This window comes from Acinetobacter sp. 25-47-122, from assembly GCF_056779695.1.
The window spans coordinates 47,582-73,556 of sequence record NZ_JBWYIJ010000009.1 but is presented as its reverse complement, the minus strand read 5'-3'; the positions used below and the strand labels follow the sequence as shown (position 1 = coordinate 73,556).

Here is a 25,975-nt window from a genome sequence, read left to right as displayed (position 1 = left end):
TGTTTAGTGAAATGACTATGTCGAAAATGACTAGCTTAAAAGACTTTTTTGACCAAACAGATAAATGGTAATTCAATAGGTATTCTAATGAAATTTAAGATATATTTTTTTTAGTAATTAAATTTTTTATTTAATAAATTGACCATAGTGACACGATAGATCACTATGGTCTTTGTTCCTTAAACATATGATTGGATCATTTTGCGCACATTTGTTTTTGCTTCGATCACAGTCATGAATGTATATGCACCTATGAACTTACGACTGATGAACATAAATTCTTTCGGTGGAACTGAAAAATAGCGCGATGCCATCGACTTGGATGCTCGTTGCATCACACGGCTATGCAGTTGGCTTTGTTTCCAATCATAGCGCTGCTGTTCATCCATAATGCCTGTTGGTAGGTCTGGATTATTGCTATAAGTACTAAAAGCTTCAGTAGCTAGAAGGAACACTTTTGCCATGTCAGGTTTAATGCTTAATGGCATTGCATCGAAAAACTCATAACCTGTCATAGCATTGACCATGGCTTGAGCATCATGATGATAGCCCGCGGTAATTAAATTACGAGCTACCTTGAGGAGTTGATCATCAAATTGACGGATCGCACCGAAGTCTAAAAGAATGATTTTATCTTCAATTTGCGCGCCGTCACCTAAGCGTACTAGGTAGTTACCAAAGTTAGGATCAGTCTGCATCTCGCCCCATTCAAATACTTCACGAACGGCAATTTCAAGCGATGCTTCACCTAATTTGTTGCGACGTTCCTGAGGGAGTGAAAGCATGACTGGGCTATTAATCGGAACACCACGCTCAAAAGTCATACAAAGCACTTGATCTGTACAATATTGATCAATAATTTGTGGAACAACATAACGCGGATCATCTTTTAAACGCGCTCTAAAACGACGTGTTGTTTCAGCTTCAATTTTGTAATTTACTTCACGGTGCATCATTTCGCGAACCTCATCAAACCATTGATCAAATTCACGAGTTTGAGGAACCATGCGTGTAAGTTTGAGCATGTTCTTAAACAAGCTCATATCTGAGTCAATTGCGCTTGCTACACCTGGATATTGAACTTTGAGCACCAATTCAAGACCATCAGACTTACGTGTTGCACGGTGAACTTGCGCTAATGATGCGGTGCCTAAAGGCTCATGATCAATGGTGAGATCATCGAGTTTAGAGCCAAGTTGGTTGCGGAGTTGCTCATGGATCGCAGGCCAGGCAAGGGCAACGGTCTGATTATTTAAAGTGTTTAAGGCTTGCGTAATCTCTTCAGGTAGAAAATGCTCACCATATAACGCCATCATTTGACCAATTTTGACGATAGAGCCTTTTAATTTACCGATTTCAGCAACGAGATAGTCAGCTTGTTCTTTCATCGCTTGTTTACGTTTTTTTTCTTTTTCTTCCTCGCTTGAAAAAATAGAACTCGCACTTGAAGCAGCCCAGCGTGTGCCAGCCAGTAGAGAAGCTTTCGCAATCGAAAGACGGCGATCCATTGAAGAAGTTTTTAATTGTTTAAGCTTTTCATTCTGATCTGACATGAAGTTTAGGTCCTTTAAGCGAATCGCGCAGAGAAATCATTGTATTGAATATTACATGTTATGAACGTATTAAAATAGTTCAAGTATTTCAATATCAGGTGTATAAATGGTCAATTTATTCAAACTTAAATAGCCTACGCTTTTTAAAGTCGGTATTTAACTGGGAGTTGAACTCGAGCCGATAGAGACACGCGATACTCTGAAATGAATAACTTCATTAAGTTGACAACAGTTTCATGAATAAATCCAAGGGCATATGCTTTGATAATAATGACGCTAGGTAAGCTGAAGACAAAATATTTAACATCATCCGAACTTGGATTTTCAAAAATTTGATGATCCATCAAAAATTGCTTAAGAAATTGTTTTTCTGTTGTGACACGAGGGGAAGAATCATCACTCCAGTAATTTTGACGCATTGCCATTAAATTATTGTGTTTATAACTCATACTTTAACTTTTGAAATTCACTTTAACTTTTCTTATTTTGAGTCTAAATTTTCTTTTTCAAGTATGGTGAACTTTTCGAGAGACGAAAAAAAAGCGGGCTAAGCCCGCTTTTTTAACAGTTAATTAAACTGCTACGATGTCAACAGCGTTAGGACCTTTAGGACCTTGAGTTACGCTGAATTCAACTTGTTGGCCTTCAGCCAAAGTTTTGAAGCCTGAACCTTTGATTTCGCTGAAGTGAGCAAAAACGTCAGGACCGTTTTCTTGTTGGATGAAACCGAAACCTTTAGTTTCGTTGAACCATTTAACTGTACCTTTAACAGTATTAGACATAATAGGAATCCTAATAAAACTTTAATGTTATGAGTTTGAACTCAATGATGTAACTTGGAAAAAAAATGAAACTTAAAATCTGAAACCAAACGTAGGATTATGACTAACACTGCGAAATAAAAGATTTAATGAAACAACATAAATTTTCTAGTTGGCTTCGAGTATACACGATTATTTTCAATATCGTTAGTTTTAATCAACTTTCTCGCTATTTTAAAACTTGAATGAGTAGACCTTATTCAATAGATAATTCTAACTATTCAAATTTTCAATACAAATTTGCCGAATAACACGGATAGAACTTTTTATTAATAGGACAAAACAAGGTATCATAGACCGTTTTTAAAAATTTGACCTTGGAGACGCCTTAAGTGGATCGACCGACTATTAGCCCTGAACATCTACAGGAAGCCGCTGAAAACTTAACAACTATTCGAGATTTTATTCGTTTTGGAGTTACAGCATTACGTCAATACGATGCACACTTAGGTCAAGGTACTGAAGATTATTTTGCTGAAAGTTCTGCTTTAGTTTTACAAACTCTGTCACTGGACTGGAATGCCGATGCTGAGATTTTAGACTCAAAATTGCTGCCAAGCGAAGTTGCGGAATTCTTGAGCTTACTCGAACGTCGTATCAATGACCGTGTTCCTACTTCATATTTATTAAATCTTGCTTATTTCTTTGGTAAACCATTTTATGTCGATGAGCGTGTACTGATTCCACGCTCACCAATCGTTGAGCTGATTGAAAATCGTTTTGCACCTTATTGTTTGACTGAAAATGGTGAAATGGGTGAGGCGGTCAATAATTTGCCAGTGAATCCAAATCCTAAAACTCCACAGCGTATTTTGGATATGTGTACTGGGTCTGGTTGTATCGCGATTGCTTTGGCATATGCATTCCCTGATTCTGAAGTCGATGCTACTGATATTTCAAAAGAAGCCCTTGAAGTTGCACAAATCAACTGTGAGCATCACAATAAACAGTATCAAGTCGCTTTATTGGAATCTGATCTTTTCGCTAAAATACCTGCCGAAAATCAATATGATTTAATTGTTTCTAATCCGCCGTATGTCGATGCTGAAGATATGGCAGATTTACCAGATGAGTTTCATCACGAGCCAGAGTTGGCATTGGCAGCGGGTCAAGATGGTTTGGATCTTGTGCGTAAAATGCTGGCTCAAGCCGCAGACTATTTAACTGAAGATGGTTTAATCGTCATTGAAGTGGGCAACTCAGAATGGGCGATGAAGCAAAACTTTAATACTGTTGATTTCTACTGGTTGCAATTCCAACGTGGTGGGTCAGGTATTTTTGCACTGACTGCAGCACAATGCCGTCAATATCGTGATTTATTCATTCAATCTGTTCAAGTATAAAGGAGTTGTTGAACATGGCTGGCAATAGTATTGGACAATTGTTCCGTGTAACAACTTGTGGTGAATCTCACGGTGTTGGTTTGATGGCGATTGTAGATGGAGTTCCACCAGGTCTGAAGTTATCAGCTGAGGACTTACAAATAGACTTAGATCGTCGTAAACCAGGTACCTCTAAATTTGCAACACAACGCAAAGAACCAGATGAGGTTGAAATTATTTCAGGCGTGTTCGAAGGTGAAACCACTGGGACATCCATTGGTCTTTTAATTCGTAATACAGACCAAAAATCTAAAGATTACGGTAATATCGCACAAACTTTCCGTCCAGGTCATGCAGACTATACTTATACACAAAAGTATGGTTTCCGTGATTACCGTGGTGGTGGTCGCTCAAGCGCACGTGAAACAGCGATGCGTGTCGCAGCGGGTGCAATTGCTAAAAAATTCTTATTTGAAAAATTTGGTATTGAAATCCGTGGGCATGTAACACAAATCGGAACTGAAAAAACAGAAAAACTAGATTGGAATGAAGTGCCGAATAATCCATTCTTTTGTGGTGATGTAGATGCTGTACCACGTTTTGAAGCACTTGTGACGTCTTTGCGTGAAAAAGGAACAAGCTGTGGAGCACGACTTGAAATTATTGCTTCAAAAGTACCCGTAGGCTGGGGAGAACCTGTTTTCGACCGTTTAGATGCTGATATCGCACATGCGATGATGTCAATTAATGCGGTTAAAGGTGTAGAGATTGGTGATGGTTTTGGCGTGGCTGAACAATTTGGTCATGAAACACGTGATGAACTGACAACTGATGGCTTCTTAGCGAATCACGCTGGTGGTATATTAGGCGGTATCTCAAGCGGTCAAGATATTCGTGTATCAATTGCACTAAAACCTACTGCTTCTATTACTACACCAGGTAAAACGATTACGATTAATCGTGAAGATACGGATGTGCTTACTAAAGGTCGTCACGATCCTTGTGTGGGTGTTCGTGCGACACCAATCGCTGAAGCGATGCTTGCAATCGTGTTAATGGATCACTTTATGCGTCATCGTGCCCAAAATGCCGACGTTGTTGCGCCATTTGAGCCAATTTAACCGAAGTAAAAAAGCGTATGATGTCAAAGCCAGATGATTTATCTGGCTTTTTAATATAATTTTAAAATTGCAATTGAACGTTTTATGGGGAATTCAATTGAAAATAAGGATATTGGTTGGGGCGATGGTCTTATGTGGATTATCGTATAGTTATGCGAATGGCTTAACGCAATCTCAGTTTGATATTGAAGTGAAGTCAATTTATAACGAGATTGAGGCGAGTCAAATTCGATTACATCAATCGGTCGATAGTAAGCAGAATATTTCGTTGATCATTCAAAGAGCTTGTGAATATGCAGATGCGTTAAATGCTTTAGAACGATTAGCACAAAAGAATATTCATATGGCTAAAGCAAAGGAAGAAGCATTGTTTGCAAGAAAAATGAGAAATTCTTTTGATCGATCATTCCAAGATTTAGGAACAAGTTATCAAAAAAGTTGTAAGTCTTAAAAAAAAGCCAGTTCAACGAACTGGCTTTTTAATGAATAATGCATTTATTCGATAGTTTGACCTGTATAACCTTTGATAAAGGTTAAGTAAGCAGAAGATTTCTGACCATCAGCTTGCAAGATTGGACGAGTCACTTCGCCGTTAGCTGTCACAATTTTTAGATCAATTTGTTTTGCGTCTCTAAATGAGTTTAAAAAACTTACAGGAACGATAATAAAATTAGATGAATTTGTTACACCTGCCACAGTTGCATATTGGGTTGGTTGAATTGTTGAATAGACATAAGGCTGACCATCAACAATAAAGTTCAATTGTTTTATATCGTGCTGTACAGTGTCATTTACATCTGCAGTTATTTTAAAACCATTACGCTTTTCATCATTCCAACGTAGTGCAAGTTCAGGGCAAATTTCATCAGTAGCACAGATGAGAGGTCCTTTGGTTACAACACGTTCTGGATAACTTCCTGCACAACCTGTTAATACAACCAATGCTGAAATAAGCGCTAGTTTGATTTTCATGATTTTACCTATTGTCTTGTTTATTATAACTGTGTACACAATTTGTTAAATCTAACGAAAATTTCTAAAAAATGAAATGCCTAGCAGTCTAATAACACGTTGCAGTTTTGTATCGATGATTAAAAAAAGACCCATAGTGGGTCTTTTTTTACTTTTGCTTAAATTGTTGGTAGCCACTTTTAAATGTTTGATAGGCAAACGATGCATGCCCATCTTTTAAAATGCTATGCGTAATAGCACCTTGATCTGTCACTACAGCAATATCGATAGATTTAGACTGATCAAACATAACGACAAAATTCATTGGTACATCAATGTAATTTGTAGAGTTAATGAGATCTGAATTGTTGACTGATCGTGTATTGGTTTGAGTTAAAGTTGTATAAGGATAAGTTTGACCATCTAGCGTGAAGATCACTTGCTTGATATCAAAAGATTTTCGATCAAATAGATTTGTATGTACTCTAAATAAGTTATTGCTCTGCTGTTTCCAATCAAATGTTAACTCAGTACATGGTTTTAACGGTTCACAAATCACCTGACCACGTGTTTCAATTCGCTTGGCATTTTCTGAAGGTTTAAAATCAATAACATTAGATGCATAAGCTTTTGCAGAACTTGCATTTGGTTTATTGGATACAACGATACACCCACTCAGTGAAAGAGCAGTAAGAATAGATATAAATTGAACTTTCATTATTATCAACCAGTTAAATAGATGTTGTTTTTGTATATGCTAAATTTAGCATAGAATCCATATAAATGTTAACCAGTTATCAAAAAATATATATTTATTGTCTTATTTTGCTATTTTTCTTTGTGGTGATGCTTGTCATGTTGCTTTAATTAAGCTTAAAGGCGTTAAAAAATAATTGATTGAGTCCTTTATAGTCAAACGTTTCTATTTTTGATTGAACACTTTTCAAAAGGTGATATAACTAAAAATAAAGCGTTAATAAAAGAGTATGAAATGAAAACGACTGTGAAATATGTGGTGCTGAAGAGCAAAGACTATCAATTGGGCACTCCATTGTTTGAAGAAACCATCGAGGCAGACTATGCGTATTTCGATTCAATTCCATCAGTCATTCAGTACCAGAATCATGAGTTTAAAGTGAAGTCAAAAGAACTTAATCGAAAGCAAATATTTGATGACTTTGAAGAATCACAAACAATCTTAGTTAAAGTCATCGCACTGAATTAATTTAATGGCAGCCTTGAGCTGCCTTACTCATTCTCATCACTATTCATTATCTATTTTATAATATTATAGTTCTATTCGAAATTAAGCACGGTTCAATATGCACCAAACATTCCCAATCCAAAGTAGGTTAGGTGGATTCTACTTTTTCTATAGCACCATTGTGGGATATCATTAACTTAAAATTATATATTTATTAGTGGTTTATATTGATTTTAACGATGCTATAAAAGTCCTAAAAAATCACGTGTAGACTATTTGTAGACTGTTGAGAAGCATGATTTAATAAACTTACTGAAGGTTTATTGGATTAATCATGAAACTCAACAAGTCTAATGTTGATGCTATCCCATTGACGGATTCTGGTCAAAAAATTATCAGAGATACAGATTTGATCGGTTTCGCGATTCGAGTCACCACGAAATCAAAATCCTATATTGTAGAACGAAGACACGAGGGGAAACTTTATCGAGTCGTGATTGGGAAAGCGAACGAAATATCCGTAAATTCTGCTCGAGCAAAAGCCCAAATGATTTTGGCTCAAATCTCCAATGGGGAATACATTAGTCCAAATGAAAAAGTTAGCGTAAATGATTTTTTAAATATCACTGTCGATGAAGCTTTAAAGATTTATATCGATAGAAATGATTTCAAACCTAAAACAATTAGGCAGTATAAAAAATACTTTGATTTATACTTAAAGTGGTCAGATCGTAAGCTCTTCGAAATAACAAAAAAAGAAGTCCTGGATAAATTTATCGAAGTATCTGAGCTCAGCAAGTCATCAGCCAATGGTGCAATTTCATTGCTTGGCACAGTCTGGAAATATATTCATGTGCTTTATTCTACCGATGAAAATCCAATTTTAAAAAGCAATCCAGTTGATATTATTGCCGTAACTAAAGGTTGGAATAAGATTGAAAGTCGTAATAGGCACTTAGATAAAAGTATCATTCATAAGTACTACAACGCCGTTCTAAATTATGAGGATGAGCTCAATTTAGAAAATACAGCACGATCAAACACGCATAGAGATATCATTTTATTTACCATGTATACCGGTTGCCGTCGTCAAGAAGTCTGCGGACTTAAATGGGAAGATGTGAATTTTAAAGAAGGTATAGTTATTTTTCGAGATACCAAAAATGGTTCTAATCATGAATTTCCAATAGGGGACCACTTACTATCCATACTTAAAGAAAGATACTTACTAAAAGAAAATGATTGGGTATTCCCAGCGACTAAACTTCCAACTTCCCATAATATTCACGCTACTGTAGTAGATACTGCTCTCAAGAAAATAGGTGCTCAGGTTAATTTTTATGTATCGATGCATGATTTTAGGCGCACCTTCGCGACGATATGTAATTTACTAAGATTTAACATATATGTGACTAAACGACTCCTTAACCATACTGCTAGACCACGGTTAGATGTCACGGGCGGCTATGTTCAAATCCCGATGGAGGAATTAAGAGCATCCATGAATATGATTGAGGCTGTATATCAAGGGAAAATTGATTGTTTTAATTATGAAAGTGTATGGGATGAAAGACTCAAACAATTAAAGGCAGGATAAACCTGCCTTTTATTTATGCATATTGAGCTGTGCAGGTGACGGTTCTGCTTTTTTCGAAAGCTAAAACATCAGCTTTTCTATAAGCAACTCTACGACCTATTTTGGTGTAGGGAAGTTCAGACCCATCACAGCGCATTCTAGCCAATGTCCACGGGGAACAATCTAAATACAACGCTACCAAATCTTGTCCAAACTTTTGATCGTCTGGTGCATCTAAAAATGGTTTTAATAATTTAGAACGTTCATCTTCACTGATATTCTTAAAACTTTTTAAAGCCATCATGCCACCATTCCAATTTTCAATTCATGTTTAAAGTTCACTTCAACTAAAGCGCGTGACAGTTGCGGACATACAGAGTTTCCAACCATGCGGGTCTGCTCTGTTTTGGTTAATTTAATTTCATTTCCGTGTTCATCGATTCCTTTTTCAAAAATATAAGTTTCCGGAAATCCTTGAGCTTTGAAAAGCTCAACCGGTTGGAGCATACGAAAGCCAATATCAGTTATTCGATAGTCCTGTCCCTTAACCTTCACAAGACCAAATCGATCACGCGTGGGAATTGTTCTTAAAGGGCTATTTACACTATTTCCATCTTTTTCATTCCCATAGAAAGCGGTTAAAAAAGCACGAACTTCTGCAAATGCATTAACGGTAGTTAAGGTATTGAGGGGTGTATCAATATTTTGACCAACACTATTTTTTTTCATTACCTGCAAATGACTCACAACTAAAGAATTGTGATCTTTTGCTGTAATGGTATGAATAGGATTTGTGATATCACTACCAACAACTCCTGTGAAATTCTTAGCAATATGTGCTGAAATTAATGCATGATGACCACCCTTAGTCTGAGCACAAATTGTTCTTAATGGCTCATCTGCAGGCATCGAGCGCTTATTGGATGCATTAGCACATTCGGTTAAAACAGGTGCCATACTGTTAACAATGAATGGTGATTCATTATTAATGACAAATTTATGAATACCTGCAGCGATACGATCCATAGTTGCTTTAGCTAACGGACGACTGCGAGAAAAAATACTAGGGCATTCAATAGACCAATCAATACATTCAGCAGCAGTACGCCAAGGTTTTAAAATACCTTTTTGCACCTGGATTGAATCGGGATGACCGTGGGTAGGTTCTGGCCAATGAATTTTTAACCCGTCACGACGTGCGATTAAGAAAAAGCGTTTACGGATTGTTGGCGATCCATAATCACATGCTCTTAGTTCACGCCAGTCAACAACATAACCTTGTCTTTTGAGTGCATTAACGAAGGTATTAAAAGTGCGACCTTTATTTTTAGGACATGGCTTACCATCAGCACCTAGATCACCCCAGGTTTTAAATTCCTCTACATTTTCGAGCATTATTACTCGAGGGCGAGTTTTTGCAGCCCATCGCAAAGCTACCCAAGCTAAACCTCGTATTTTCTTCTCAACTGGTTTGCCACCTTTCGCTTTTGAAAAATGCTTACAATCAGGCGAGAGCCACACCAAACCAACTGGTTGATTGCTTGTCGCTTCAATTGGGTCAATATCCCAAACACTTTCACAATAATGTTTTGTATTAGGGTGGTTAATACGATGCATTGCTAAAGCTTTTGGGTCATGATTAATAGCAACATCAACTGGACGGCCAAATGCTTGCTCAAGCCCCGTACTTGTGCCACCGCCACCAGCAAAATTATCTATGATGAGTTCGTGAGGTAGTAAATCCATTACGCCACCTTCGCTAAATTTGCCAACTGATTAACTCGAACTGCCTGAAAATATCTGTTCGCAATGCCGAGCCTCAAATCATGAATAAAATCTTTGCCATATTTAAAATATTGAGTGAGAAATAACTCGTAACGCTGAGTTAAATACTCATCCAAATGATAAAAGTCTTTAACTCTGTGGCGCTTGAATGGTATTGCGCCACGCTTTCCATCTTTAGTGATGACCATTAAATCTTTCTTTAATGTAATCTTGTGACCACCACGCTCAAGCCACTCTAAAAAAGGTCCTGAGATGCTATTTGGTAATAACTTAGCCATTTCGATACCCCCACGTACTCACAAAGTCTTTGATGCATGACTCAATCCCGAACAGATTGATATCCCGATAAGTTTTAACTCTGCCTCTGCATGTGATTTCAACTGTGCGAGTTTGACTGTTGTATGTGTAGCTCATGCTGCCACCTCGAAAGCCTGTAGCTGTTTTAAGGCAATATCGACATTGCGATTAAAAGCAATCACTTCATTTTCAACACCCTGAATATCTAAGTCCTTTGCATAAACTCTTTTAATAAAAAGCTGTAAATGTTCAGGTAGGCGAGGGTCGTAACTCACAAAATCACACCATGATCGACGAGTACAAGCCAACTGCCATGTGATCTGTGGAATATATTCAGCAGGCACTTCATCTATTAAAATGGTGTTCAAGTGTGTAGTCGTGGATGGGCATTTAATTTCTAATTGACCATCTTTACCAACCAAGCCATCTGGACTCGCCCCACTCATTTCAATAGCAGGGTGGTCAACCAACCCCACGTTTGAAACAATAGCACCACGCTCATTTTCATAAGCAGTAATTGCAAAAGGCTCTTGATCAATACCCCATTGCATCAATGCGGTCGGCTTTGATTCCTCCTGAACACCAGTGATGCGCTCAGAAAGAATAGTTAGTGTTAAGGCGTTATACTTCTTGCCTTTAGTTGGCTTAGCACCCATGTCTTTTATGCGCGATGCGGTAACTTTTCCACATCTTTGAGCATGCCAATCATCATTACGCTGGAGAATGTTCATAAGTCTCTCCATGTGATTGATCTGCTTTTTCTGCTGCTGCTTTAAGCGACTCTTTATGTATAGTCCAGAAGTGCGAACGGCATTTACCTTTAGGTAGTGAATCAAAACCAGCTTGAAGAGCCTCAAGACCCTCAAGAGCTAAGGCGCGCATTTCATTCAGATGCTGCAGCTCAAATTCCTCATAACCATCAGGGATTGTATTTTCATCGAAGCCACTCACTGTTTTAGGTGAGCTATTCTCCTGAATTCGTTCCGCTTCATCCTGGTCATAAATTCCAACAAAACCAAAAGCTAAGCGTGCGCACTGAATCAAAGCCTTATGGCGCAAAAAGCGTTTAGGGTGAGATTGCCATGGTCCTGCAAAACCATTAGCACCCATTGGCTCACGATATACTTCATCCAAATATTCACGAACCACAGTAGGGCGTTCACGGTCTTTGCGGTAAATCAAGCAGTCCACCCATTCAGGGCAATCAACCTTTGCCTTATTCATACGAACCATGTTGTCCGAAAACACAAACTCAATTCCGTTAAGGTTTGGGTTGCTATTGATGATGCGAGACCAACCATCAACACCCACTACAGGAATAATGCCTTTACTCTTATCAGGGAAAGCGTAAATTTCCTTGGTCCATGGATTTAATTTGTACTGACTTGCAACAATCAGCAGTGCGCCCATTTGCTCGCGTGTAATTTGTGTCGATGATTTAAAAGCGGTTTGAATTAAAGTTTGTTCAAGTTCAGCAGGATCAACGTTGTGCAAACCAAGCACAGTAGAAAGTTGACTGATCTGTGCGGTAATTAAATTTGTTTGTACTGGTGCATTCATATCATTCACCTTTAGTATTTGATTGAAACGTGTGGAATTTGGTTTTTAGCAATCGCACCAATTAATTCTTTTATTTGAGCCTCTGAAATACCCAAACAATGCGCTTGGATCGCATCAAAAGCTTCACGATTAATTAATCGTCGATGCTCCACATCGGCTTTGCGCGCTTCTTCAGCCTTGCGCTCTGCCTCAGGCTTAGCAAAAGTCTCCGCTTCAATACGCTTACGTTCATTTTCAGCAGCCTGTACAGCACGCAGTTCAGCAGCTTCTTTTTCAGCTTTCAGTCGAGCTTCACGTTGTTCTGCTTCAAGTTTTTCGCGTTGTACACGTTCAGCTTCAAAACGGGCTTTTTCTTCTGCTTCACGAATAGCTTTTTCAGCGGCTTCACGGGCAATACGCTCTTCATGTTCACGTTGTAAGCGCTCAGCCTCAGCTATGCGTAAGCGCTCCAATTCGGCTTGTTCAGCTTCGTATTTTTCGCGTTCGATCAATATGACTTTCATGTGCTCTAAGCACTCATATTTACGAAGCTTTGCAACGTCCTTGAAATCATCAAATGAGTCATCTATCTCGATTGATTCGATTTCGGCTATTACTGATTTAATTAGCTCAGCAGGAGAACCAATATCGATACGCCCTTTATCAAATTCAGCTATTTTGCTCTGAATCTCTGCTTCGCGTGCTTTTTTAGCATTCTCCCAATCAGTTAACGGCTTGCGAATCTCATCCCGTAGTGCATCACACTGGTCACGGAACAGCTTGCGATCTGCATCGATTTTGTTAGTAATTACTGTGTATTGCTCCTTTAGGGCTTTTCCGTGTGCATCAAAAGCAGTTTTTGTGGAAGCAACTTTACGAGCTATCGATGCGATCTCTTTGCGACCCTTATCAGTCGATAAATCAGGAACAATTGTTCGAGCTTGGGTTGCTATGCGATCAAACAAGGATTGCGCACCACCTTCAGTCTTAAAAGCCTCAACAATCTCATTTGAGTTTTCACTCAAAACTTCCAATTCAAATTTTGCATTCATTTCCTATCCCTCAGTATTCTTCTGCAGCCAACTTCTTTGCTGCTAATTCCTTTTCAAAAGCTTCTTCAACAGCCCACTCGATGCGTTCATTTAATCGATAAATTTGGTCATCTGTGAGCATGAATTGCTGGCCCTCTTGAATCGCCACACCATCACTTGCAAGCACATCAACAAGCGTATTTTCAATGGCTTTGTATGAGTCGATATCTAAATCAATTTCGTTTTGTGGATCGGAAGTGTGGTTAATCAAAAAGCTTTGTGTGGTTTTAAGCACAGGCATCGAGCAATCAATCGAACAACAACCAAGGCTTAGAGCAAATTGGATTCGATCGCCTAAGACAATTTCCGATTCAACTTTAAAAGCTGGAAAACAAGGCGCTAACAAGTCACTTTGAATTGATATTGCGTTCATGCTGCACTCCTTGACTTTGTTGATATTCAGTCTCTTTATCAGCTGCATATAAGCAAGCAGTTGTGAGACCACTCATAATTGAAACTACAACTAAGGCCATAACAATGTTGTGAATGGTGTCTTTAATGAATGACTTAGGTTTCATTTCAGCTTTAGTAGGTGGCTGGTATAGGATTTGAGTTGTTTGACTCTTTGGATGTAATTGGTTCATAATAATTTCACTCACTAGGGTGGGTCATGCTCCAGGTTGTTACAGCAACGCTGGGGCTTTTTGTTGTCTGTGAGATAAATATTACCTAAAAGGTAATTAATTGCAACTATTAAATTATCTTTTTATTATCTTTAAGGTGTTTTTATTTTATACTAGGCAAAAGAAAACCCATCACAGGGATGGGTTGGATGGGGTTTTTAGTATTTAAAAATTTAACCTGCTTTTTTATACCAGTTATTAATATCAAGGGCTAATTCAGCTGAAGAGCTTCTGGAAAAAAGCTCAATCCCCTGAGGTTTGAGAGAGCTATCAAGCTTGTCTACAGCCTCATCCCACGCATCTTTTCGCGCCTGAGATAATTTATTAAAATTCTCTTGTGTTGGTTTGAGAATGAATAAGGCAGGTGCTCTATCTAAGCTGCTAGAAACTGTTCTAAGGTCATTTAAAGCTTGCAAATAATCCGTCTTAACTCTTTTAATATCCGCGTATACTACAGAGGCCCAATTGCCCACAATCCTCTTGTTTTTAGGTCTTAAAGGCATATAAATGGATTTATCATTAATAGTGATATTTGAATTTTGAGCTACTATTTCGGAGTAATTTAATCCATTTTGGAACTTAAGCTCATCAATTATGTTGTTGCTTAAGCTTTGTAAATTAATAGCCGAAAATCCAGAATTAACTCGCTTTGAAGGGAGTTTAGGTCTACCTAATGGTACAGTTAATTCAAAAAGATGTTCAACCAGTGAAGCACCATTAATACCCTTAATTGGGCCACGTCTATCAAAGCGTATCTGATCTGATAGATCGTATATATTATTATTAAAAGCTAACTCTGCAATTTTAGTTATTTTTTTAACGTGATCTAGAATATCCTCACCAAACATGCAAGCAAATCTTGAAAAGTTATCCTGATCTATGGTTTTTATAAATTTTGCCCCATCAGCATCGATCGCAACACCAAGATTAAATGATTCACGAGTAGTAATATTGGGAGTCCATTGGATCACCATCCACTCACCATTAACATGATGGTTGGTAACACTTTTTATTAATTGATTTAAACTAGGATTATTCATTTAAGCCACCAATCCTATTCTTTGTGCAAATGATTCAGAAGGCTCTAAGCTTCTGACTGATAAATATTTTAACAGACGTGCCAAGCACTTTTCTTGGAATAACGTATCTTTTTTACTAAGCTGCAAAAGTACTCGCAACCAGTATTCCAAATCATCTTTAGAATTTTTATAAGCAGAGGTGTGCTCTTTGCTAGCTAAAACCGAAGCCCCTCGTATTTGGAACTTAGAAGGAGAGAAGTCATCCACAATCTTTAAAAGAACATTGTCAAAATATTCATCATCATAAAGATATGACAAATATTCCAGCCAATCAATCCTCCCTAACACTTCACCATGGTCAATAATCCCAATCGATCCATCCAGGTCAATAACTAGATTTCCAATATTTCTATCGTTGTTCGCAATATAGTCATCAAATGCAATTATGGGCGGCAAGCCTTCCTTTTTGGCTAGAAAATTTAAGCATTCATAAAGAAATATATTATTTTTTTCTTTTTCATGAGGGAGGGGGGTGGACTTAATTCGAAATTGAGCTTTTAGAGAATTTCCACACTCTGTTGTGACCCAAGCCCACACTTGATTTTCTGAGTAAATATCTGAAATCAAGTCAAATTCAGGTTTTATGAATTCGGGAATTGGCATTAATGCAGCTTGGGTGGGTTGCAACAAGCCCAGGCTATTGCCAAGTATAAACCCAATCGCCTCATTGCAAAGTTTTCTGCAACGCTCTTCTGGCTGATAAACTTTTACATAGCTGCTTCTTGCGACCCCATCCTCCCAAAGAATGCTCGCTTTTTTAGTAGCTCCAATTTGACCCAAATCAATTTCTGCAAGTGTTGCTTGATAAGAGTTCTCGGAAAGAACTTTAAGCATACCCCATCTCCATTATTATAAAACCCAAGCCGTATATAGCGGTTTTTTTAATTAAATAAAAAGCTGAATACGCTTAAACTTTTTATTCGCTTCAATTTCTGTTTTATAAAATCTGTCTTTATCGGCCGAATCCATAAATTTAACAAATGTGCTAGATTCAATCAGGCGATACAGAAATCTTTCACCCGTCTGAAGTCCCACTGTCAGAAGGTTGTGCTGATAAAGCACATAGCTGATCTTGTGGGAATTGATTTCTATCGTTTGCACATCTAATATCCCCCAAGCCAACAGTAACTCAACGTTTAAACATCCCTGTACAACCCAACAACTTTACCGACTAACTTACACCCATCAACTAAAGCGATTGTTTGTTCAGGCCAGTGAGGGTTTAAAGGTTGTAGGTAAACATTGCCACTTTCTAGTATTAATTTTTTAAACGTCGCTTCAGCATCACCTTCACAGGAAACGATCACAAGATCACCTGTTCTCAAATCCGCCGGTTGAAAATCAGGATTTACATAAATCTTATCGCCTGGTCTGAAGTCTGGCATCATGGATTCACCAACGACTTCCAATCCATACCCATTCTTTCCACACTTAGGATTAGGGGGCAACCATTCTTCAAATTGTGTGCCATTTGGTACAGATTCGACTGAAGTCCAAGTTCCTGCTTGTACCCACGAAATAACTGGAACTAGGCGACCAGCGATAGGGATTGGGGAAGAAATATTTGGTTCTAATATTGCTTTTTCATCTACATGCGGAATGTCTAACCAACCATGTGGTTTATCGAATGCATCTTCGATTTCACGAGCAACCTTATTACCAATTCCTTTTATAGGATTTGTACCTGCGAACTGACTGGTTTGAGATTGTCCTTTACCAATTTTCTCAGCAAAACTGGATACTCCGCCGACTTGATCAACAAGGATGCGAGTGTTTTTGTATCTGATTGATTTGCTGTCCATAGTATTCCTATTTCTGTGTGACGAGACACATTTACTAATTGTAGATTTATCACCAAAAAGGTAAACAAGAAAAAAGGTTGTATTTACATTACCTAAAAGGTAATATTTGAGTTCATATGAGAGGGTCAATCTATGAATTTTAGAGATTTTATTAATGAATTAAATCCTAGTGATTTAGAGATCTATGCAAAAAATGCTGGTACTACAGTGGGTTATTTAAAAACACACTTACTTTATGGCTATAAAGAGCCAAGAAAAAATCTTAGAAAATCTTTGGCTCAAGCAAGTAATGGTCAAGTATCTGAAACCGAGATTTTGCAACATTTTGGGTTGATTCCTAGAAATGAAGTAAACAACCAAAATAGTAATAAAGCATCTGCCTAAAAACACGTTCAAAGGGAATACGAATGAACATCACTGATGCTGCATATAACACAGTTCACGATTATCCAGGCGGAGCAAATGCACTTGCGCCACGCCTTGGTATTAAAAGTCCTGCTGTGCTGAACAGTAAAGTCAATCCAAATACGGAAACACATCATCTAACGCTGGTCGAAGCTTCAAAGTTAATCGCGATCACAGGGGATTGCAGAATTTTGCAAGCATTTAATGCTGAACACGGAAAGGTCTCAATTGATCTTCCTCAGATTCCCGAATGTAGAGATACGGCGCTAACAGATCTAGTTTTAAGCATAGGTAAGGGTGGTGGGGATGTATGTGAAGTCTTTAGAGAAATGATGGCAGATGGACGTATTACGCAAGGAGAAGCCTTGGACATGTCTAAAGTCATACATCAACTGCATTTATTTTTAGCAAAGCTGGATTCGCAAATTCATGCATGCGTAGACGAAAAAGCCTGACGGTCGAGGTCAGGCTTCTTCAGGTTATTCAATTCGAGGTAAATCAAATATGAATATGAAATCAAATTTAGCACATCAACCCACTCGAAACAATTTAGATCAGGAAATCTTTGCAGGCGACGTGGTGGTGTTCATGCGCCATATCAAAAGATATTTAAAGCTACTGATAGAAAGTAATGCAAACTGGGACGGGAAATAATATGAGCTTAGATGCAACAAACTGGGCTTGGAGAGTGGAATTGAGCGAAAAGAAAGGTGGTTGTCGTATACCACTGAAACGCCTCATTTTACTCTCATTGGCCGATCGTGCCGGTGAAGACCATTGCTGCTATCCAAGTATGCAACGCCTTGAGAAAGATACTGGCCTTGAGCGTAAAACCGTCCTTAAGATTATTGCTGAACTTCTGGAAGATCATTTGATCTCAGATACTGGAGAACGAAAAGGTTCAACAAAGCGTGTAAAAGTATATCGACTAAATGGCGTAAATGGCCGTGAAACTATGCCTAAAACGGCACAATTACAGGAAAAAAATTTGCCTGAAATAGTGCCAGAAACGGAACAGTACCAAAAACGGAATGATTCCGTTAACGGGACTTTGAATAGTGCCAATAACGGGACTTTGAATAGTGCCGTTAACGGGACACAGAATCTCCCAATGAATCTTCCATTAGAATCTAAAAATAAAAAAGGGTGGCTTTGCTTCAAAAAACTTCGTGAAGAAATTTTTCTGGCTGATCCTGATTTGGATTTTGAAATGCTCATGAACGCAACTTGGGGTGATCGTGAAAAACGAGCATTTGAAATATACAACGCTGGAAAGAATCTCTGTGATGAACTGATGAATTTCCATTTTGCAGATTGGTTGATCAACGCATATCGCACCAAGTACTCAAATTCCACTGGCCATCAGAAACTAAATTCTACTGCAGAACCAAAATACCTCACTGACAAACAGATTCAGGTGTTTGCTCAGAAATTAGCTAAGCATCCAGAGTTTGCTGGTAAATACGCTGAGCCAGGTGAGTCCTATGAAAAACTTGCAGCTCGAATCTCAATGAAACTTGAAAAACCTGAACAGGCTAAAAAGTGGGAATCCTATTTGAAACAGGTAGGTTTTAACGGCGTTTTAATGGGAGGTGTAGCGTGACTGAAGCTGACCGCACGATTACCAACCTGATGATCTTGAGAATCATGTCTTCAACGAATGGAAGAGTCTCTGTGAAACAAATTTTCGATGAGATTCAACCGAACATGGGAATTTCAATCCGTAGCCTGCAACGTTATTTGAATGGACTTGCGAATTGGGGGCTCGTGGAAAAGGATGGCCAAACTCCGCAGGGATTCAGATTGAGCAAATCAGCAAGGGAATTATTTGCTGATATCGCTTTTGGAAAATCAGTATGACAAGTATTTCCCTTGCTGAATATAAAAGCTTATACGGCTCAAAAAGTAAAAATGTACTTAAGTCAAAATCTCCACGCCGTGATAAGCAAATTGAAAGTATGGGAGAGTCGATATTAGCTTTACAACTTAAGGCGCACAGAATCGAATTTGAGAGAGAGTTTAGGTTTCACCCCAAACGTAAATGGAGAGCTGATTTCCATCTAAACTCCAAAAAAATATTGATCGAGGTTGAAGGTGGGATATGGAGCGGAGGTAGACACACTAGAGGCAAAGGTTATATCGACGATATGGAAAAATACAACGCAGCAACAATGATGGGTTACCAGATATTACGGTTTAGTACAGAACAAGTGAAATCAGGTTTAGCAATACAACAAATTGAGAAGATGGTAGGGGAATAGTCATGGTTGTAGCAGAGGCAACGAAACAACATATTTTACAAACAATAGATTGGTCACGTTTTGATTTAGAAGGATGGTTACACCAATTCGGCGCATGGATGAATTCAGTTAGTGGTACATGTAGCCAAAGTATTAATCCGATTGCAGTGGCCATGGATAATGCCACTAAGAAAAGAAAACAGAAAAAACTGACCAATCTACAGGAATCAAAAATCATTGTTGACTTCCTGACTGGTGATTATCAATTACCAAAATTAAAGCAGACAAAAATTGTGTGTCAGATTGATGATAATGAAGCACGCGCCGTACAGCGTTTAATATTAGATATGCAGGGACAATCTGAAATTTTAGATGATTGGATGGATGCAGTTATTGATCGATATTTTTATGGGAATTCTTGGTCTGAAATGGTACGTGAAAATCGTACTCAAGCAGATTCAAGAATGGATGTTAAGTGCGGTTTAGCTGCTTTGCATAGTCGGTATGGATTTATTAAATATTAATAAAAATTTTTAAGACAACCTATTTCATTTAAAGATGAAAGTGCCTTGTAAGGCACTTAGCTTTAACAGTTAATTTATTTTTAATATGTGACAGAATAGCTATCGTTGTTAATTGTGGTAATTAGATACAATTTTGAAGCTAAAAGGTTTTGCTCGGTAAAATAATATTGACTAGGAATTTTTACTGCAATTAAGCATTTTGATTTTCCACATTTTAAGATTTTTATATTTTTAATATTTGGTTCATTTATTTTATTAACTTTATACCATTCAGTTATTTTATCATCTTTAATTTGTGCCATAATAATAGGCCCATTATTTATCATTTTTTTAGCGTCATCGTAGCCATCTTTTTCAACATCCATAAGATAATATATTGATAAAATAAAAATTGCGTATATCAAGATTGAAGTTAAGTAATGGGCTAAAAGCTCTCTAAAACCTTTGTCAATATTAGGTGTATCAATAGTGTTATCCCAGTTGACTTCACGTTTTGCAAATCTGTGTGTACGGTAAATTGATGGCTTAATTCTTCGAATAATAAACTTTAAAAAAAATATAAGTATAATTAAAGGAGAAGAAATTATTAGTAAAAATATAAAAATATAAAAATCAATAATGTTGGAAAGTCGAGGGAATTTATATATAAAATTTGATAGTGCTCTTACTGGAGTGTAAATAAAATTAAGGAATTTAAGTGTAATTTTGAAAATGGAGGTTAGTGCGAAAATTAACAAATAATTAAATGATTTGGTGATGGATTTGGTGATGTTTTCACCGATAAATTTATTTATTAAAGATAAAGTTATAGGAACTAATATACCTAAAATAATTACTTGAAAACCTTGTAAGCCACCATAAACTAAATAATTTTGAAAATCAAAGCCTAATGCTTCATGAGAGTAATCGAAATATTTTACATATGCTTGTATATAAAAATAACCACATGAATATAGAACTATTGATAAGGATGTAAAAAATAAGGCAAGGTCTAAATTAAAATTTGTTTTCAAGTTAAGTTCTCAATGTAATTCTTAATTTTTATTTAAAATTAATCTTTGAAAGTTTCATTCAAAGCATTTTGCACAGCATCTACACGTGATTTACAGGCTCTATATGCTGACATCGATTCTTCAACAATTTTCATCAAATTATCAATATCTGGTTCATCTTGAGACTCAAGGAGCTCGGCGTTCTTTTTGAGAATTTCATAGCCTTCTTTAAACGTTAATTCTTTCTTAGTCATTGCTAGATACCTGAGTCACATTGGCATTGATAATACCATCCTGTAATTCTACTTGAATGCTATCACCTGATATTTGTTGAATAGAACGTATGGCTTTGCCTTGGCTACGGACGATACCAAAACCTTTGGCCATAACATTTTTGGGATTCTGAAGTAATGTTTCGCGCATGAGAGATTCAACTTGCTGAGAAGCCAGCTTAACCTGTTGCTGTGCTAAATATTGAGTGGTGTCTTTAATTAAGTCTAAATTGCGAATAGCTAAACTAATTTGATTATCCGCCAGTGTCTTGATTGACTTTATGTATTGATCATTCTGGCTTTGATACGCCGTGATCTGATGCTGAGATAACAACTTAATAGTTTGTAGAGAATCAGATACATCTTGAACACGCTCTACAATCAAATTACGTATACCTCCAATGACCTTACTGGGTGTATCAAAAGATCTATGTGCAATTTCATCTAAAATCGTTCGGTCTTTTTCATGGCCAATACCGACCCAGATAGGGACGGAACGCTTACAAAGCAAAGCTGCCAAATCAAAATCATTTAAATATGCTAAATCATTTACAGATCCACCACCGCGAATAAGAACGATGAGATCAGGGGCAACTTCATAATCTTTGACCCATTGCTTAAGGGCAGTTATTAAAGAATCTCGGATACTTGTTGGAGCTGTATTGCCTTGGAAAGTTGCACTGTGATAAACGAAATGGCAGACACCGGCTTTGTCTAATGCATCAGCATCCTTTTTGAAATCGCCTAAACCTGCAGCATTTTCAGGTGCAATGACCAGGACATTTTGAATATCAAACGGCGTAGGTAGCTGTTTATTTTTATCTGCAAGACCTTCGGTTTGTAATTTTTCTAATGTCTGCTGATAACGCCGTGCTATATCACCTAACGTAAAGCTTGAATCAATATCTTCTACATTAACGGAGAAACCATATTGAGGGTCAAACTTGGCTTTAACTTTTATCAGAACATTAAGATCTCGAGATAACTCAATACCACTTTCACGTTCGAACTTTAGAACCATCTTTTGAGCAGAAGACTTCCAAATAGTCGCTTTACAACTAGCGATCACTTTGTCTGAACCTTCCTCTTTTTCAGCCAGCTCAAGATAATAATGTCCGCTTTTAATATTTAAATTTCTTATCTCTGCTTTGACCCAAACAGGTTCATCAAAGGTGACCCGTATAACTTCTTGAACAGTGGATAAATATTCACTTAAGTTTAGCTTGTAATCAGACATCATTGAGCAGCGAGATGAGGTTACTAAAAATACTAACGAACATATTGTTCAAAGACAATGATGAATGTTTGACCTTGTACAAGGGTTGTGGCATATTTCAGCTATAGTGACCGAAGTGTACGTTGATGCACTAAGTTGATTTAAAAGCTCGCCAAATGGTGGGCTTTTTTGTTATCAATATTTCTTTTTTTTGGTGATAAAGTTACGAAGTATAGTGTTTTAACCGTTTGTTTGTTCTGAAAGCTTTAATAACAGGCAGTTGTCATTGTTTGTACTTTTAAATAAGGCATAATGTGCTTCTTAAATTTAGAGCTAATTTTTATTTATGGTAGATGTAAACCAGTTAAACAATATTTTTAAAGAAACATTAGCGAATAATAAAAAACCTGAAAGAATATTGATAGGCTACAAGCTATATGCAGAGTTAATGAAAGATAGAAGGTTTTTTGAAGAGGTAGTAGGATCCGCTATGAATCCTAGTAAGCGTACTTATCAAAATATTAAAATTAAGATTACTCAAGATGATAGACAGCTTGAATTAAAATCTTCGGGTTAATGAATTCTTCTAATATAATATTGTAACTTATTGCTAATGCTACGCTTTTAGAAATTGAATATTATTTATGCACAGGACCTAACCTGTTCTTCAATTTTACCTCCTCACCCAGGAGGTATTTTTTTACCTTTTAAATTATTAACAGTTAATGAATATCTATCAGTTAATTTTATTGTGTTTAAAATCACAAATAAATTGAGATTGGATTATTTACATAATTAATCTTTCATTGAATTAGCAAGTTAAAACACTAAATAAATTCCCTTACATTAACTTTAATTTTCAAGTTTAAATGGGTGTTAATGTGATCTTGGGTTGTAACCGTAAGCAATACGGAAGTGTTCAAGTTGAAATACGGAATTGCGTTTTCCTTTCAACGAACTTGGATGTTTAACATCTAACTTGAATTTCTAACGCATGCATGTATTTGCACCATGCCAACCTAAAGGGCTCGCAGGTAAGAGCAAGCCCTTTTTGAAGTACTTGCCGAACTTATTACGGCACTAAACCCCGCTCTAGGTTCATTTGGTGGGGTTTATTTTCTTAAAGACATCACTGTACTTGGTAATTGGGATTTGTATTATCGTGCGTACACTTTCTTGGGTGGGTAGAGATACATAGAATCGCCCAAAAATTTTCTGGAGAATCGTATGCTCCGTAAATTGCTTTGTATTTTAGGCTTTCATGGCGCAACTGAAATTGATTACACGATTGATGGTGATCAAATAAAAGTGTGCCGAGATTGTTTGAAAGAGATTTAAACCCCTGACCGAGCAAATCCTCGGTCTTTGCCATTGTTGGCACATAACCCCGCTATAGATTCTTAAGAATTGGCGGGGTTTTTCTTTTTTATGAGGTGTCGAATGGTGGATATCGTAGAAGCTGAGAAAAGCCTTAAGAAGCTAGAGAGCGACCATTATCATCTAGCGCATCTTAATCACTTAAATAGCCGTGAATCATTCAAACAAGATTGTCAGCGTCGCATGAATGAAATCAGAATCCAAACTGACAACTTAAGACATTTGATAAATGCGGAACGCAAAAAGACTCGCTGAGATTCGTAAGTTGCCTTGTGTGAGGTGTGGTCAATCGCCAAGCCAAGCTGCTCATTCAAATAGCTCAAAGCATGGCAAGGGTAGAGGGATTAAGGCAAGTGATGACTTCACGGTGCCACTTTGCTATTCATGTCATAGTCAATTTGATCAATTTAAGCTTGGAAATAGAGAACAATCTGAAAAGCTATTTGAGCAATGGTTGGTTAAAACAGAAGTGATGATGAGTAAGGTTGAAGAGGTGTTTTGATGAATCAGAAACTCGAAGCTACATTCATCATCGACTCACATCAAAACATCACTAAAACGATTGGCTTTCTAAATGCATGGCATACCCAAGCAATTGATCAGGGTAAACCTTTAGTTGTTCGCATTAATCAGAAAGAAGATGACCGAAGTAAGGCGCAGAATCGTATTTACTGGATGTGGTTATCACAATGGGCTAAACACCAGGGTACAGATAAAGATACAGAGCATTTGTATTTCAAGAAAAGATTCTTAGCGCGGATCTATGATCGTGATGATGTTAGTCAGTATCGAAACACATTTGCAGCAGTCAAAGTTTTAAAAGAACAAAAGCATCCACAATACCAAGCTGTGGCAGATGGGTTGAACGAGTTGATAAGCACGACCGATGCAACAGTGGATCAATTCACTGAGTACCTAAACGATATCCATACTTTCTGTTTAAGCAAGGGATGTTATTTAAACACCCCTGATGATTTGATGTATGCTATTCATTAAAAATAAACAGAAAAGGCTGGAGAGATGTATCAAGACATAAACAATGCATTTGCGGATTATTCGAAAAATTATCGTAATAAGCCAGTAGAGCTTTTTATTAATTGGGAAACCTATGAATATTTACTTCGTGATCCCCATTTAATTCCTAAAATACAACCGCAAAACAATCCAGTTTCTACTGTATTTAATTGCCCAGTATATGTAGTAAGAATGGATGAGCCTTATTTATGGCTGTCAGACAGAGATCTAAGGCTTTTGAGAGTAACTAAAGATGAGCCTTGGGATGAAAATACTACACATATCACGATTGAAAGGGTAAATATCGAGAGACAAGTTGAGCAAATAAGTATTCCGGTTGCTATACGTGATTATGTATACCCCGAGGATTAGCTATGCCATTAGAATTTAGTAAAGAAACAATTGAGCGACTTAGAATCCCGACTCGGAAGATTGTAGATAAAAACCAAGAGGAAAATATAAGCTCAAATCAAATAAGACCACCTTCGGGTGGTTTTTTAATGGGCGCTTATTATGAAAAGACCATATCCACCAAAAGATCTAATAGAGCATGAATGGTGCTTAGAAGCTAAATTTGCACCAGCGCAAAATATTGTTGAATGGCTTCATGAATGCATACTTGATGAAGGTAGTGATTTATTTAACGAGGATCACGCTCATTTAATTGATCATAGTGGCATTGCATTTCTTTGGTGTGATTCTGGGTATGTAAAGCGCGGGAAAAGAGTTTTAGGTCAAGCTGAAATTATTCAATTCAAAGTAAGTGGTTGGCAGAAATACAGACAAGAAACACAAATGATTGAGTGGTTTGGATTTTTACCAAAAGCATTAATTACATTAGATGCGCTATTTTGCTCAGAGTGTTCAGACACAGAGTTTATGGCGTTGATTGAGCATGAGCTTTATCACTTGGGTCATAAACAAGGTAATCATGGTCCTATGTATGATCAAGAAGGCAGACCATCTCTAGAAATGAGAAGTCACGACGTTGAAGAATTCAATGGTGTGGTTAGACGTTATGGTGCTTCGACTGATGTTCAGAAGATGGTAGAGCTTGCAAACAATGGTCCAACAATAGGTAAGGCTAAAATTGCTCAAGCATGTGGTACGTGTTTATTGAAGTTGGCTTAATTTTTTTGCCTACCTTGTTTGACGTAGTATGACGAAGGGG

The 25,975-nt window shown here is 37.3% G+C and carries 37 protein-coding genes; 17 read left to right on the top strand and 20 right to left on the bottom strand.

Annotation, left to right across the window (positions count from 1 at the left end; genetic code table 11):
- Positions 1 to 179 precede the first annotated feature (179 nt).
- The 3 genes from AC1M9P_RS09765 to AC1M9P_RS09755 all read right to left on the bottom strand — a co-directional run bounded on the left by AC1M9P_RS09765 (position 180) and on the right by AC1M9P_RS09755 (position 2,335).
- A complete protein-coding gene (locus tag AC1M9P_RS09765; protein WP_092766329.1) occupies positions 180 to 1,553 on the bottom strand; it encodes an ABC1 kinase family protein in 1,374 nt (457 codons plus the stop codon).
- 143 nt (positions 1,554 to 1,696) lie between these two features.
- Positions 1,697 to 2,002, bottom strand: coding sequence for a hypothetical protein (locus AC1M9P_RS09760; RefSeq protein ID WP_092766328.1), 306 nt, complete (start codon positions 2,000 to 2,002; stop codon positions 1,697 to 1,699).
- Between the two features lie 123 nt (positions 2,003 to 2,125).
- The gene (locus tag AC1M9P_RS09755; protein WP_035263597.1) at positions 2,126 to 2,335 is read right to left on the bottom strand and encodes a cold-shock protein; all 210 of its coding nucleotides are present in this window, start codon (positions 2,333 to 2,335) and stop codon (positions 2,126 to 2,128) included.
- A 371-nt stretch (positions 2,336 to 2,706) separates the two neighbouring features.
- On the opposite strand from AC1M9P_RS09755, the gene prmB reads away from it, so the two are divergent.
- The 3 genes from prmB to AC1M9P_RS09740 all read left to right on the top strand — a co-directional run bounded on the left by prmB (position 2,707) and on the right by AC1M9P_RS09740 (position 5,268).
- The gene (prmB, locus tag AC1M9P_RS09750; RefSeq protein ID WP_035263595.1) at positions 2,707 to 3,717 is read left to right on the top strand and encodes a 50S ribosomal protein L3 N(5)-glutamine methyltransferase; all 1,011 of its coding nucleotides are present in this window, start codon (positions 2,707 to 2,709) and stop codon (positions 3,715 to 3,717) included.
- Between the two features lie 14 nt (positions 3,718 to 3,731).
- Positions 3,732 to 4,817: a chorismate synthase gene (gene aroC / locus AC1M9P_RS09745; RefSeq protein ID WP_481587486.1), complete on the top strand. Its 1,086-nt coding sequence runs from the start codon at positions 3,732 to 3,734 to the stop codon at positions 4,815 to 4,817.
- 97 nt (positions 4,818 to 4,914) lie between these two features.
- Positions 4,915 to 5,268: a hypothetical protein gene (locus tag AC1M9P_RS09740; RefSeq protein WP_179998066.1), complete on the top strand. Its 354-nt coding sequence runs from the start codon at positions 4,915 to 4,917 to the stop codon at positions 5,266 to 5,268.
- Between the two features lie 44 nt (positions 5,269 to 5,312).
- Here AC1M9P_RS09740 and AC1M9P_RS09735 read toward each other — a convergent pair whose 3' ends face one another.
- Positions 5,313 to 5,789: a hypothetical protein gene (locus AC1M9P_RS09735; RefSeq protein ID WP_481587485.1), complete on the bottom strand. Its 477-nt coding sequence runs from the start codon at positions 5,787 to 5,789 to the stop codon at positions 5,313 to 5,315.
- Between the two features lie 148 nt (positions 5,790 to 5,937).
- Positions 5,938 to 6,486, bottom strand: a complete 549-nt coding sequence (locus AC1M9P_RS09730; RefSeq protein ID WP_481587484.1) for a hypothetical protein — start codon at positions 6,484 to 6,486, stop codon at positions 5,938 to 5,940.
- Between the two features lie 273 nt (positions 6,487 to 6,759).
- Between AC1M9P_RS09730 and AC1M9P_RS09725 the strand changes: the two genes are divergently transcribed.
- Both AC1M9P_RS09725 and AC1M9P_RS09720 read left to right on the top strand, forming a co-directional pair.
- Positions 6,760 to 6,993 (top strand): hypothetical protein, encoded by a 234-nt coding sequence (locus tag AC1M9P_RS09725; protein WP_035270711.1) that lies wholly within the window; start codon positions 6,760 to 6,762, stop codon positions 6,991 to 6,993.
- 313 nt (positions 6,994 to 7,306) lie between these two features.
- Positions 7,307 to 8,569: a tyrosine-type recombinase/integrase gene (locus AC1M9P_RS09720; RefSeq protein WP_481587483.1), complete on the top strand. Its 1,263-nt coding sequence runs from the start codon at positions 7,307 to 7,309 to the stop codon at positions 8,567 to 8,569.
- A 13-nt stretch (positions 8,570 to 8,582) separates the two neighbouring features.
- Here the strand turns inward: AC1M9P_RS09720 and AC1M9P_RS09715 are convergent, their stop codons facing one another.
- The 12 genes from AC1M9P_RS09715 to AC1M9P_RS09660 all read right to left on the bottom strand — a co-directional run bounded on the left by AC1M9P_RS09715 (position 8,583) and on the right by AC1M9P_RS09660 (position 16,764).
- On the bottom strand, positions 8,583 to 8,852 hold the full coding sequence (locus AC1M9P_RS09715) for a helix-turn-helix domain-containing protein (protein WP_481587482.1): 270 nt from the start codon (positions 8,850 to 8,852) through the stop codon (positions 8,583 to 8,585).
- Positions 8,849 to 10,294 (bottom strand): DNA cytosine methyltransferase, encoded by a 1,446-nt coding sequence (locus tag AC1M9P_RS09710; RefSeq protein ID WP_481587481.1) that lies wholly within the window; start codon positions 10,292 to 10,294, stop codon positions 8,849 to 8,851. Before AC1M9P_RS09710 ends, AC1M9P_RS09715 begins: the two co-directional genes overlap by 4 nt.
- Entirely contained in the window at positions 10,294 to 10,611 is a 318-nt protein-coding gene (locus tag AC1M9P_RS09705; protein WP_481587480.1) for a hypothetical protein, read from the bottom strand. Before AC1M9P_RS09705 ends, AC1M9P_RS09710 begins: the two co-directional genes overlap by 1 nt.
- Before the next feature lie 132 nt (positions 10,612 to 10,743).
- Positions 10,744 to 11,361, bottom strand: coding sequence for a lambda exonuclease family protein (locus AC1M9P_RS09700; RefSeq protein ID WP_481587479.1), 618 nt, complete (start codon positions 11,359 to 11,361; stop codon positions 10,744 to 10,746).
- Positions 11,342 to 12,190 (bottom strand): phage recombination protein Bet, encoded by an 849-nt coding sequence (gene bet, locus AC1M9P_RS09695; protein ID WP_481587478.1) that lies wholly within the window; start codon positions 12,188 to 12,190, stop codon positions 11,342 to 11,344. The genes AC1M9P_RS09700 and bet overlap by 20 nt, the downstream gene beginning before the upstream one ends.
- Before the next feature lie 11 nt (positions 12,191 to 12,201).
- The gene (locus AC1M9P_RS09690; RefSeq protein ID WP_481587477.1) at positions 12,202 to 13,221 is read right to left on the bottom strand and encodes a hypothetical protein; all 1,020 of its coding nucleotides are present in this window, start codon (positions 13,219 to 13,221) and stop codon (positions 12,202 to 12,204) included.
- A gap of 10 nt (positions 13,222 to 13,231) precedes the next feature.
- Positions 13,232 to 13,633, bottom strand: a complete 402-nt coding sequence (locus tag AC1M9P_RS09685) for a hypothetical protein (RefSeq protein WP_481587476.1) — start codon at positions 13,631 to 13,633, stop codon at positions 13,232 to 13,234.
- Complete coding sequence (locus AC1M9P_RS09680; RefSeq protein WP_481587475.1) at positions 13,608 to 13,844, bottom strand: hypothetical protein; 237 nt, start codon at positions 13,842 to 13,844, stop codon at positions 13,608 to 13,610. Before AC1M9P_RS09680 ends, AC1M9P_RS09685 begins: the two co-directional genes overlap by 26 nt.
- Positions 13,845 to 14,056: 212 nt before the next feature.
- Complete coding sequence (locus tag AC1M9P_RS09675) at positions 14,057 to 14,923, bottom strand: hypothetical protein (protein ID WP_481587474.1); 867 nt, start codon at positions 14,921 to 14,923, stop codon at positions 14,057 to 14,059.
- A complete protein-coding gene (locus tag AC1M9P_RS09670) occupies positions 14,924 to 15,796 on the bottom strand; it encodes a hypothetical protein (RefSeq protein WP_481587473.1) in 873 nt (290 codons plus the stop codon).
- 51 nt (positions 15,797 to 15,847) lie between these two features.
- Entirely contained in the window at positions 15,848 to 16,063 is a 216-nt protein-coding gene (locus AC1M9P_RS09665) for a KTSC domain-containing protein (protein WP_481587472.1), read from the bottom strand.
- Positions 16,064 to 16,098: 35 nt separating this feature from the next.
- Positions 16,099 to 16,764: a LexA family protein gene (locus AC1M9P_RS09660; RefSeq protein WP_481587471.1), complete on the bottom strand. Its 666-nt coding sequence runs from the start codon at positions 16,762 to 16,764 to the stop codon at positions 16,099 to 16,101.
- Between the two features lie 132 nt (positions 16,765 to 16,896).
- On the opposite strand from AC1M9P_RS09660, the gene AC1M9P_RS09655 reads away from it, so the two are divergent.
- The 7 genes from AC1M9P_RS09655 to AC1M9P_RS09625 are packed head-to-tail and all read left to right on the top strand — an operon-like array spanning position 16,897 to position 19,933.
- Positions 16,897 to 17,148 carry a hypothetical protein gene (locus AC1M9P_RS09655; protein WP_481587470.1) on the top strand — a complete coding sequence of 84 codons (252 nt, stop codon included), beginning with the start codon at positions 16,897 to 16,899 and terminating at the stop codon, positions 17,146 to 17,148.
- Positions 17,149 to 17,171: 23 nt separating this feature from the next.
- The gene (locus AC1M9P_RS09650) at positions 17,172 to 17,624 is read left to right on the top strand and encodes a phage regulatory CII family protein (protein ID WP_481587469.1); all 453 of its coding nucleotides are present in this window, start codon (positions 17,172 to 17,174) and stop codon (positions 17,622 to 17,624) included.
- Between the two features lie 49 nt (positions 17,625 to 17,673).
- Positions 17,674 to 17,823 (top strand): hypothetical protein, encoded by a 150-nt coding sequence (locus tag AC1M9P_RS09645; protein WP_481587468.1) that lies wholly within the window; start codon positions 17,674 to 17,676, stop codon positions 17,821 to 17,823.
- A gap of 1 nt (position 17,824) precedes the next feature.
- Positions 17,825 to 18,772 carry a helix-turn-helix domain-containing protein gene (locus AC1M9P_RS09640; RefSeq protein ID WP_481587467.1) on the top strand — a complete coding sequence of 316 codons (948 nt, stop codon included), beginning with the start codon at positions 17,825 to 17,827 and terminating at the stop codon, positions 18,770 to 18,772.
- Entirely contained in the window at positions 18,769 to 19,029 is a 261-nt protein-coding gene (locus tag AC1M9P_RS09635) for a hypothetical protein (protein WP_481587466.1), read from the top strand. Before AC1M9P_RS09640 ends, AC1M9P_RS09635 begins: the two co-directional genes overlap by 4 nt.
- The gene (locus tag AC1M9P_RS09630) at positions 19,026 to 19,430 is read left to right on the top strand and encodes a DUF559 domain-containing protein (protein WP_481587465.1); all 405 of its coding nucleotides are present in this window, start codon (positions 19,026 to 19,028) and stop codon (positions 19,428 to 19,430) included. The genes AC1M9P_RS09635 and AC1M9P_RS09630 overlap by 4 nt, the downstream gene beginning before the upstream one ends.
- 2 nt (positions 19,431 to 19,432) lie before the next feature.
- Entirely contained in the window at positions 19,433 to 19,933 is a 501-nt protein-coding gene (locus AC1M9P_RS09625) for a hypothetical protein (RefSeq protein ID WP_481587464.1), read from the top strand.
- 80 nt (positions 19,934 to 20,013) lie between these two features.
- On the opposite strand, the gene AC1M9P_RS09620 is transcribed toward AC1M9P_RS09625, so the two are convergent.
- From AC1M9P_RS09620 to xseA, 3 genes are read right to left on the bottom strand one after another with little or no spacing between them, the layout of a single operon-like run.
- Positions 20,014 to 20,946, bottom strand: a complete 933-nt coding sequence (locus AC1M9P_RS09620) for a hypothetical protein (protein ID WP_481587463.1) — start codon at positions 20,944 to 20,946, stop codon at positions 20,014 to 20,016.
- A 38-nt stretch (positions 20,947 to 20,984) separates the two neighbouring features.
- Complete coding sequence (gene xseB / locus AC1M9P_RS09615) at positions 20,985 to 21,179, bottom strand: exodeoxyribonuclease VII small subunit (RefSeq protein WP_481587462.1); 195 nt, start codon at positions 21,177 to 21,179, stop codon at positions 20,985 to 20,987.
- Positions 21,172 to 22,434, bottom strand: a complete 1,263-nt coding sequence (xseA, locus tag AC1M9P_RS09610) for an exodeoxyribonuclease VII large subunit (protein WP_481587461.1) — start codon at positions 22,432 to 22,434, stop codon at positions 21,172 to 21,174. Before xseA ends, xseB begins: the two co-directional genes overlap by 8 nt.
- A 325-nt stretch (positions 22,435 to 22,759) precedes the next feature.
- Here xseA and AC1M9P_RS09605 point away from each other — a divergent pair, with 325 nt between their 5' ends.
- The 5 genes from AC1M9P_RS09605 (at position 22,760) to AC1M9P_RS09585 (ending at position 25,935) form a co-directional block, all read left to right on the top strand.
- Positions 22,760 to 22,990 carry a hypothetical protein gene (locus AC1M9P_RS09605; protein WP_481587460.1) on the top strand — a complete coding sequence of 77 codons (231 nt, stop codon included), beginning with the start codon at positions 22,760 to 22,762 and terminating at the stop codon, positions 22,988 to 22,990.
- Between the two features lie 1,029 nt (positions 22,991 to 24,019).
- A complete protein-coding gene (locus tag AC1M9P_RS09600; RefSeq protein ID WP_481587459.1) occupies positions 24,020 to 24,292 on the top strand; it encodes a DUF968 domain-containing protein in 273 nt (90 codons plus the stop codon).
- The gene (locus AC1M9P_RS09595) at positions 24,292 to 24,786 is read left to right on the top strand and encodes a NinB/YbcN family protein (RefSeq protein WP_481587458.1); all 495 of its coding nucleotides are present in this window, start codon (positions 24,292 to 24,294) and stop codon (positions 24,784 to 24,786) included. The genes AC1M9P_RS09600 and AC1M9P_RS09595 overlap by 1 nt, the downstream gene beginning before the upstream one ends.
- 24 nt (positions 24,787 to 24,810) lie before the next feature.
- Positions 24,811 to 25,176, top strand: coding sequence for a hypothetical protein (locus tag AC1M9P_RS09590; RefSeq protein WP_481587457.1), 366 nt, complete (start codon positions 24,811 to 24,813; stop codon positions 25,174 to 25,176).
- A 141-nt stretch (positions 25,177 to 25,317) separates the two neighbouring features.
- Positions 25,318 to 25,935: a putative metallopeptidase gene (locus AC1M9P_RS09585; protein ID WP_481587456.1), complete on the top strand. Its 618-nt coding sequence runs from the start codon at positions 25,318 to 25,320 to the stop codon at positions 25,933 to 25,935.
- Positions 25,936 to 25,975 lie beyond the last annotated feature (40 nt).

What these genes read in the sequence shown, in the direction of transcription:
- AC1M9P_RS09630 (WP_481587465.1), top strand. Translation starts at nt 19,026, where the DNA reads ATGACAAGTATTTCCCTTGCTGAATATAAAAGCTTATACGGCTCAAAA.
- AC1M9P_RS09640 (WP_481587467.1), top strand. Translation starts at nt 17,825, where the DNA reads ATGAGCTTAGATGCAACAAACTGGGCTTGGAGAGTGGAATTGAGCGAA.
- AC1M9P_RS09755 (WP_035263597.1), bottom strand. Translation starts at nt 2,335, where the DNA reads ATGTCTAATACTGTTAAAGGTACAGTTAAATGGTTCAACGAAACTAAA.
- AC1M9P_RS09760 (WP_092766328.1), bottom strand. Translation starts at nt 2,002, where the DNA reads ATGAGTTATAAACACAATAATTTAATGGCAATGCGTCAAAATTACTGG.
- AC1M9P_RS09690 (WP_481587477.1), bottom strand. Translation starts at nt 13,221, where the DNA reads ATGAATGCAAAATTTGAATTGGAAGTTTTGAGTGAAAACTCAAATGAG.
- AC1M9P_RS09715 (WP_481587482.1), bottom strand. Translation starts at nt 8,852, where the DNA reads ATGATGGCTTTAAAAAGTTTTAAGAATATCAGTGAAGATGAACGTTCT.
- AC1M9P_RS09735 (WP_481587485.1), bottom strand. Translation starts at nt 5,789, where the DNA reads ATGAAAATCAAACTAGCGCTTATTTCAGCATTGGTTGTATTAACAGGT.
- AC1M9P_RS09625 (WP_481587464.1), top strand. Translation starts at nt 19,433, where the DNA reads ATGGTTGTAGCAGAGGCAACGAAACAACATATTTTACAAACAATAGAT.
- xseA (WP_481587461.1), bottom strand. Translation starts at nt 22,434, where the DNA reads ATGTCTGATTACAAGCTAAACTTAAGTGAATATTTATCCACTGTTCAA.
- aroC (WP_481587486.1), top strand. Translation starts at nt 3,732, where the DNA reads ATGGCTGGCAATAGTATTGGACAATTGTTCCGTGTAACAACTTGTGGT.
- AC1M9P_RS09585 (WP_481587456.1), top strand. Translation starts at nt 25,318, where the DNA reads ATGAAAAGACCATATCCACCAAAAGATCTAATAGAGCATGAATGGTGC.
- AC1M9P_RS09720 (WP_481587483.1), top strand. Translation starts at nt 7,307, where the DNA reads ATGAAACTCAACAAGTCTAATGTTGATGCTATCCCATTGACGGATTCT.
- AC1M9P_RS09675 (WP_481587474.1), bottom strand. Translation starts at nt 14,923, where the DNA reads ATGAATAATCCTAGTTTAAATCAATTAATAAAAAGTGTTACCAACCAT.
- AC1M9P_RS09645 (WP_481587468.1), top strand. Translation starts at nt 17,674, where the DNA reads ATGAATATGAAATCAAATTTAGCACATCAACCCACTCGAAACAATTTA.
- AC1M9P_RS09685 (WP_481587476.1), bottom strand. Translation starts at nt 13,633, where the DNA reads ATGAACGCAATATCAATTCAAAGTGACTTGTTAGCGCCTTGTTTTCCA.
- AC1M9P_RS09765 (WP_092766329.1), bottom strand. Translation starts at nt 1,553, where the DNA reads ATGTCAGATCAGAATGAAAAGCTTAAACAATTAAAAACTTCTTCAATG.
- AC1M9P_RS09710 (WP_481587481.1), bottom strand. Translation starts at nt 10,294, where the DNA reads ATGGATTTACTACCTCACGAACTCATCATAGATAATTTTGCTGGTGGC.
- AC1M9P_RS09600 (WP_481587459.1), top strand. Translation starts at nt 24,020, where the DNA reads ATGCGGAACGCAAAAAGACTCGCTGAGATTCGTAAGTTGCCTTGTGTG.
- AC1M9P_RS09725 (WP_035270711.1), top strand. Translation starts at nt 6,760, where the DNA reads ATGAAAACGACTGTGAAATATGTGGTGCTGAAGAGCAAAGACTATCAA.
- AC1M9P_RS09730 (WP_481587484.1), bottom strand. Translation starts at nt 6,486, where the DNA reads ATGAAAGTTCAATTTATATCTATTCTTACTGCTCTTTCACTGAGTGGG.
- AC1M9P_RS09700 (WP_481587479.1), bottom strand. Translation starts at nt 11,361, where the DNA reads ATGAACATTCTCCAGCGTAATGATGATTGGCATGCTCAAAGATGTGGA.
- AC1M9P_RS09595 (WP_481587458.1), top strand. Translation starts at nt 24,292, where the DNA reads ATGAATCAGAAACTCGAAGCTACATTCATCATCGACTCACATCAAAAC.
- AC1M9P_RS09670 (WP_481587473.1), bottom strand. Translation starts at nt 15,796, where the DNA reads ATGCTTAAAGTTCTTTCCGAGAACTCTTATCAAGCAACACTTGCAGAA.
- AC1M9P_RS09650 (WP_481587469.1), top strand. Translation starts at nt 17,172, where the DNA reads ATGAACATCACTGATGCTGCATATAACACAGTTCACGATTATCCAGGC.
- AC1M9P_RS09705 (WP_481587480.1), bottom strand. Translation starts at nt 10,611, where the DNA reads ATGGCTAAGTTATTACCAAATAGCATCTCAGGACCTTTTTTAGAGTGG.
- AC1M9P_RS09605 (WP_481587460.1), top strand. Translation starts at nt 22,760, where the DNA reads ATGGTAGATGTAAACCAGTTAAACAATATTTTTAAAGAAACATTAGCG.
- AC1M9P_RS09660 (WP_481587471.1), bottom strand. Translation starts at nt 16,764, where the DNA reads ATGGACAGCAAATCAATCAGATACAAAAACACTCGCATCCTTGTTGAT.
- AC1M9P_RS09655 (WP_481587470.1), top strand. Translation starts at nt 16,897, where the DNA reads ATGAATTTTAGAGATTTTATTAATGAATTAAATCCTAGTGATTTAGAG.
- AC1M9P_RS09680 (WP_481587475.1), bottom strand. Translation starts at nt 13,844, where the DNA reads ATGAACCAATTACATCCAAAGAGTCAAACAACTCAAATCCTATACCAG.
- bet (WP_481587478.1), bottom strand. Translation starts at nt 12,190, where the DNA reads ATGAATGCACCAGTACAAACAAATTTAATTACCGCACAGATCAGTCAA.
- xseB (WP_481587462.1), bottom strand. Translation starts at nt 21,179, where the DNA reads ATGACTAAGAAAGAATTAACGTTTAAAGAAGGCTATGAAATTCTCAAA.
- AC1M9P_RS09590 (WP_481587457.1), top strand. Translation starts at nt 24,811, where the DNA reads ATGTATCAAGACATAAACAATGCATTTGCGGATTATTCGAAAAATTAT.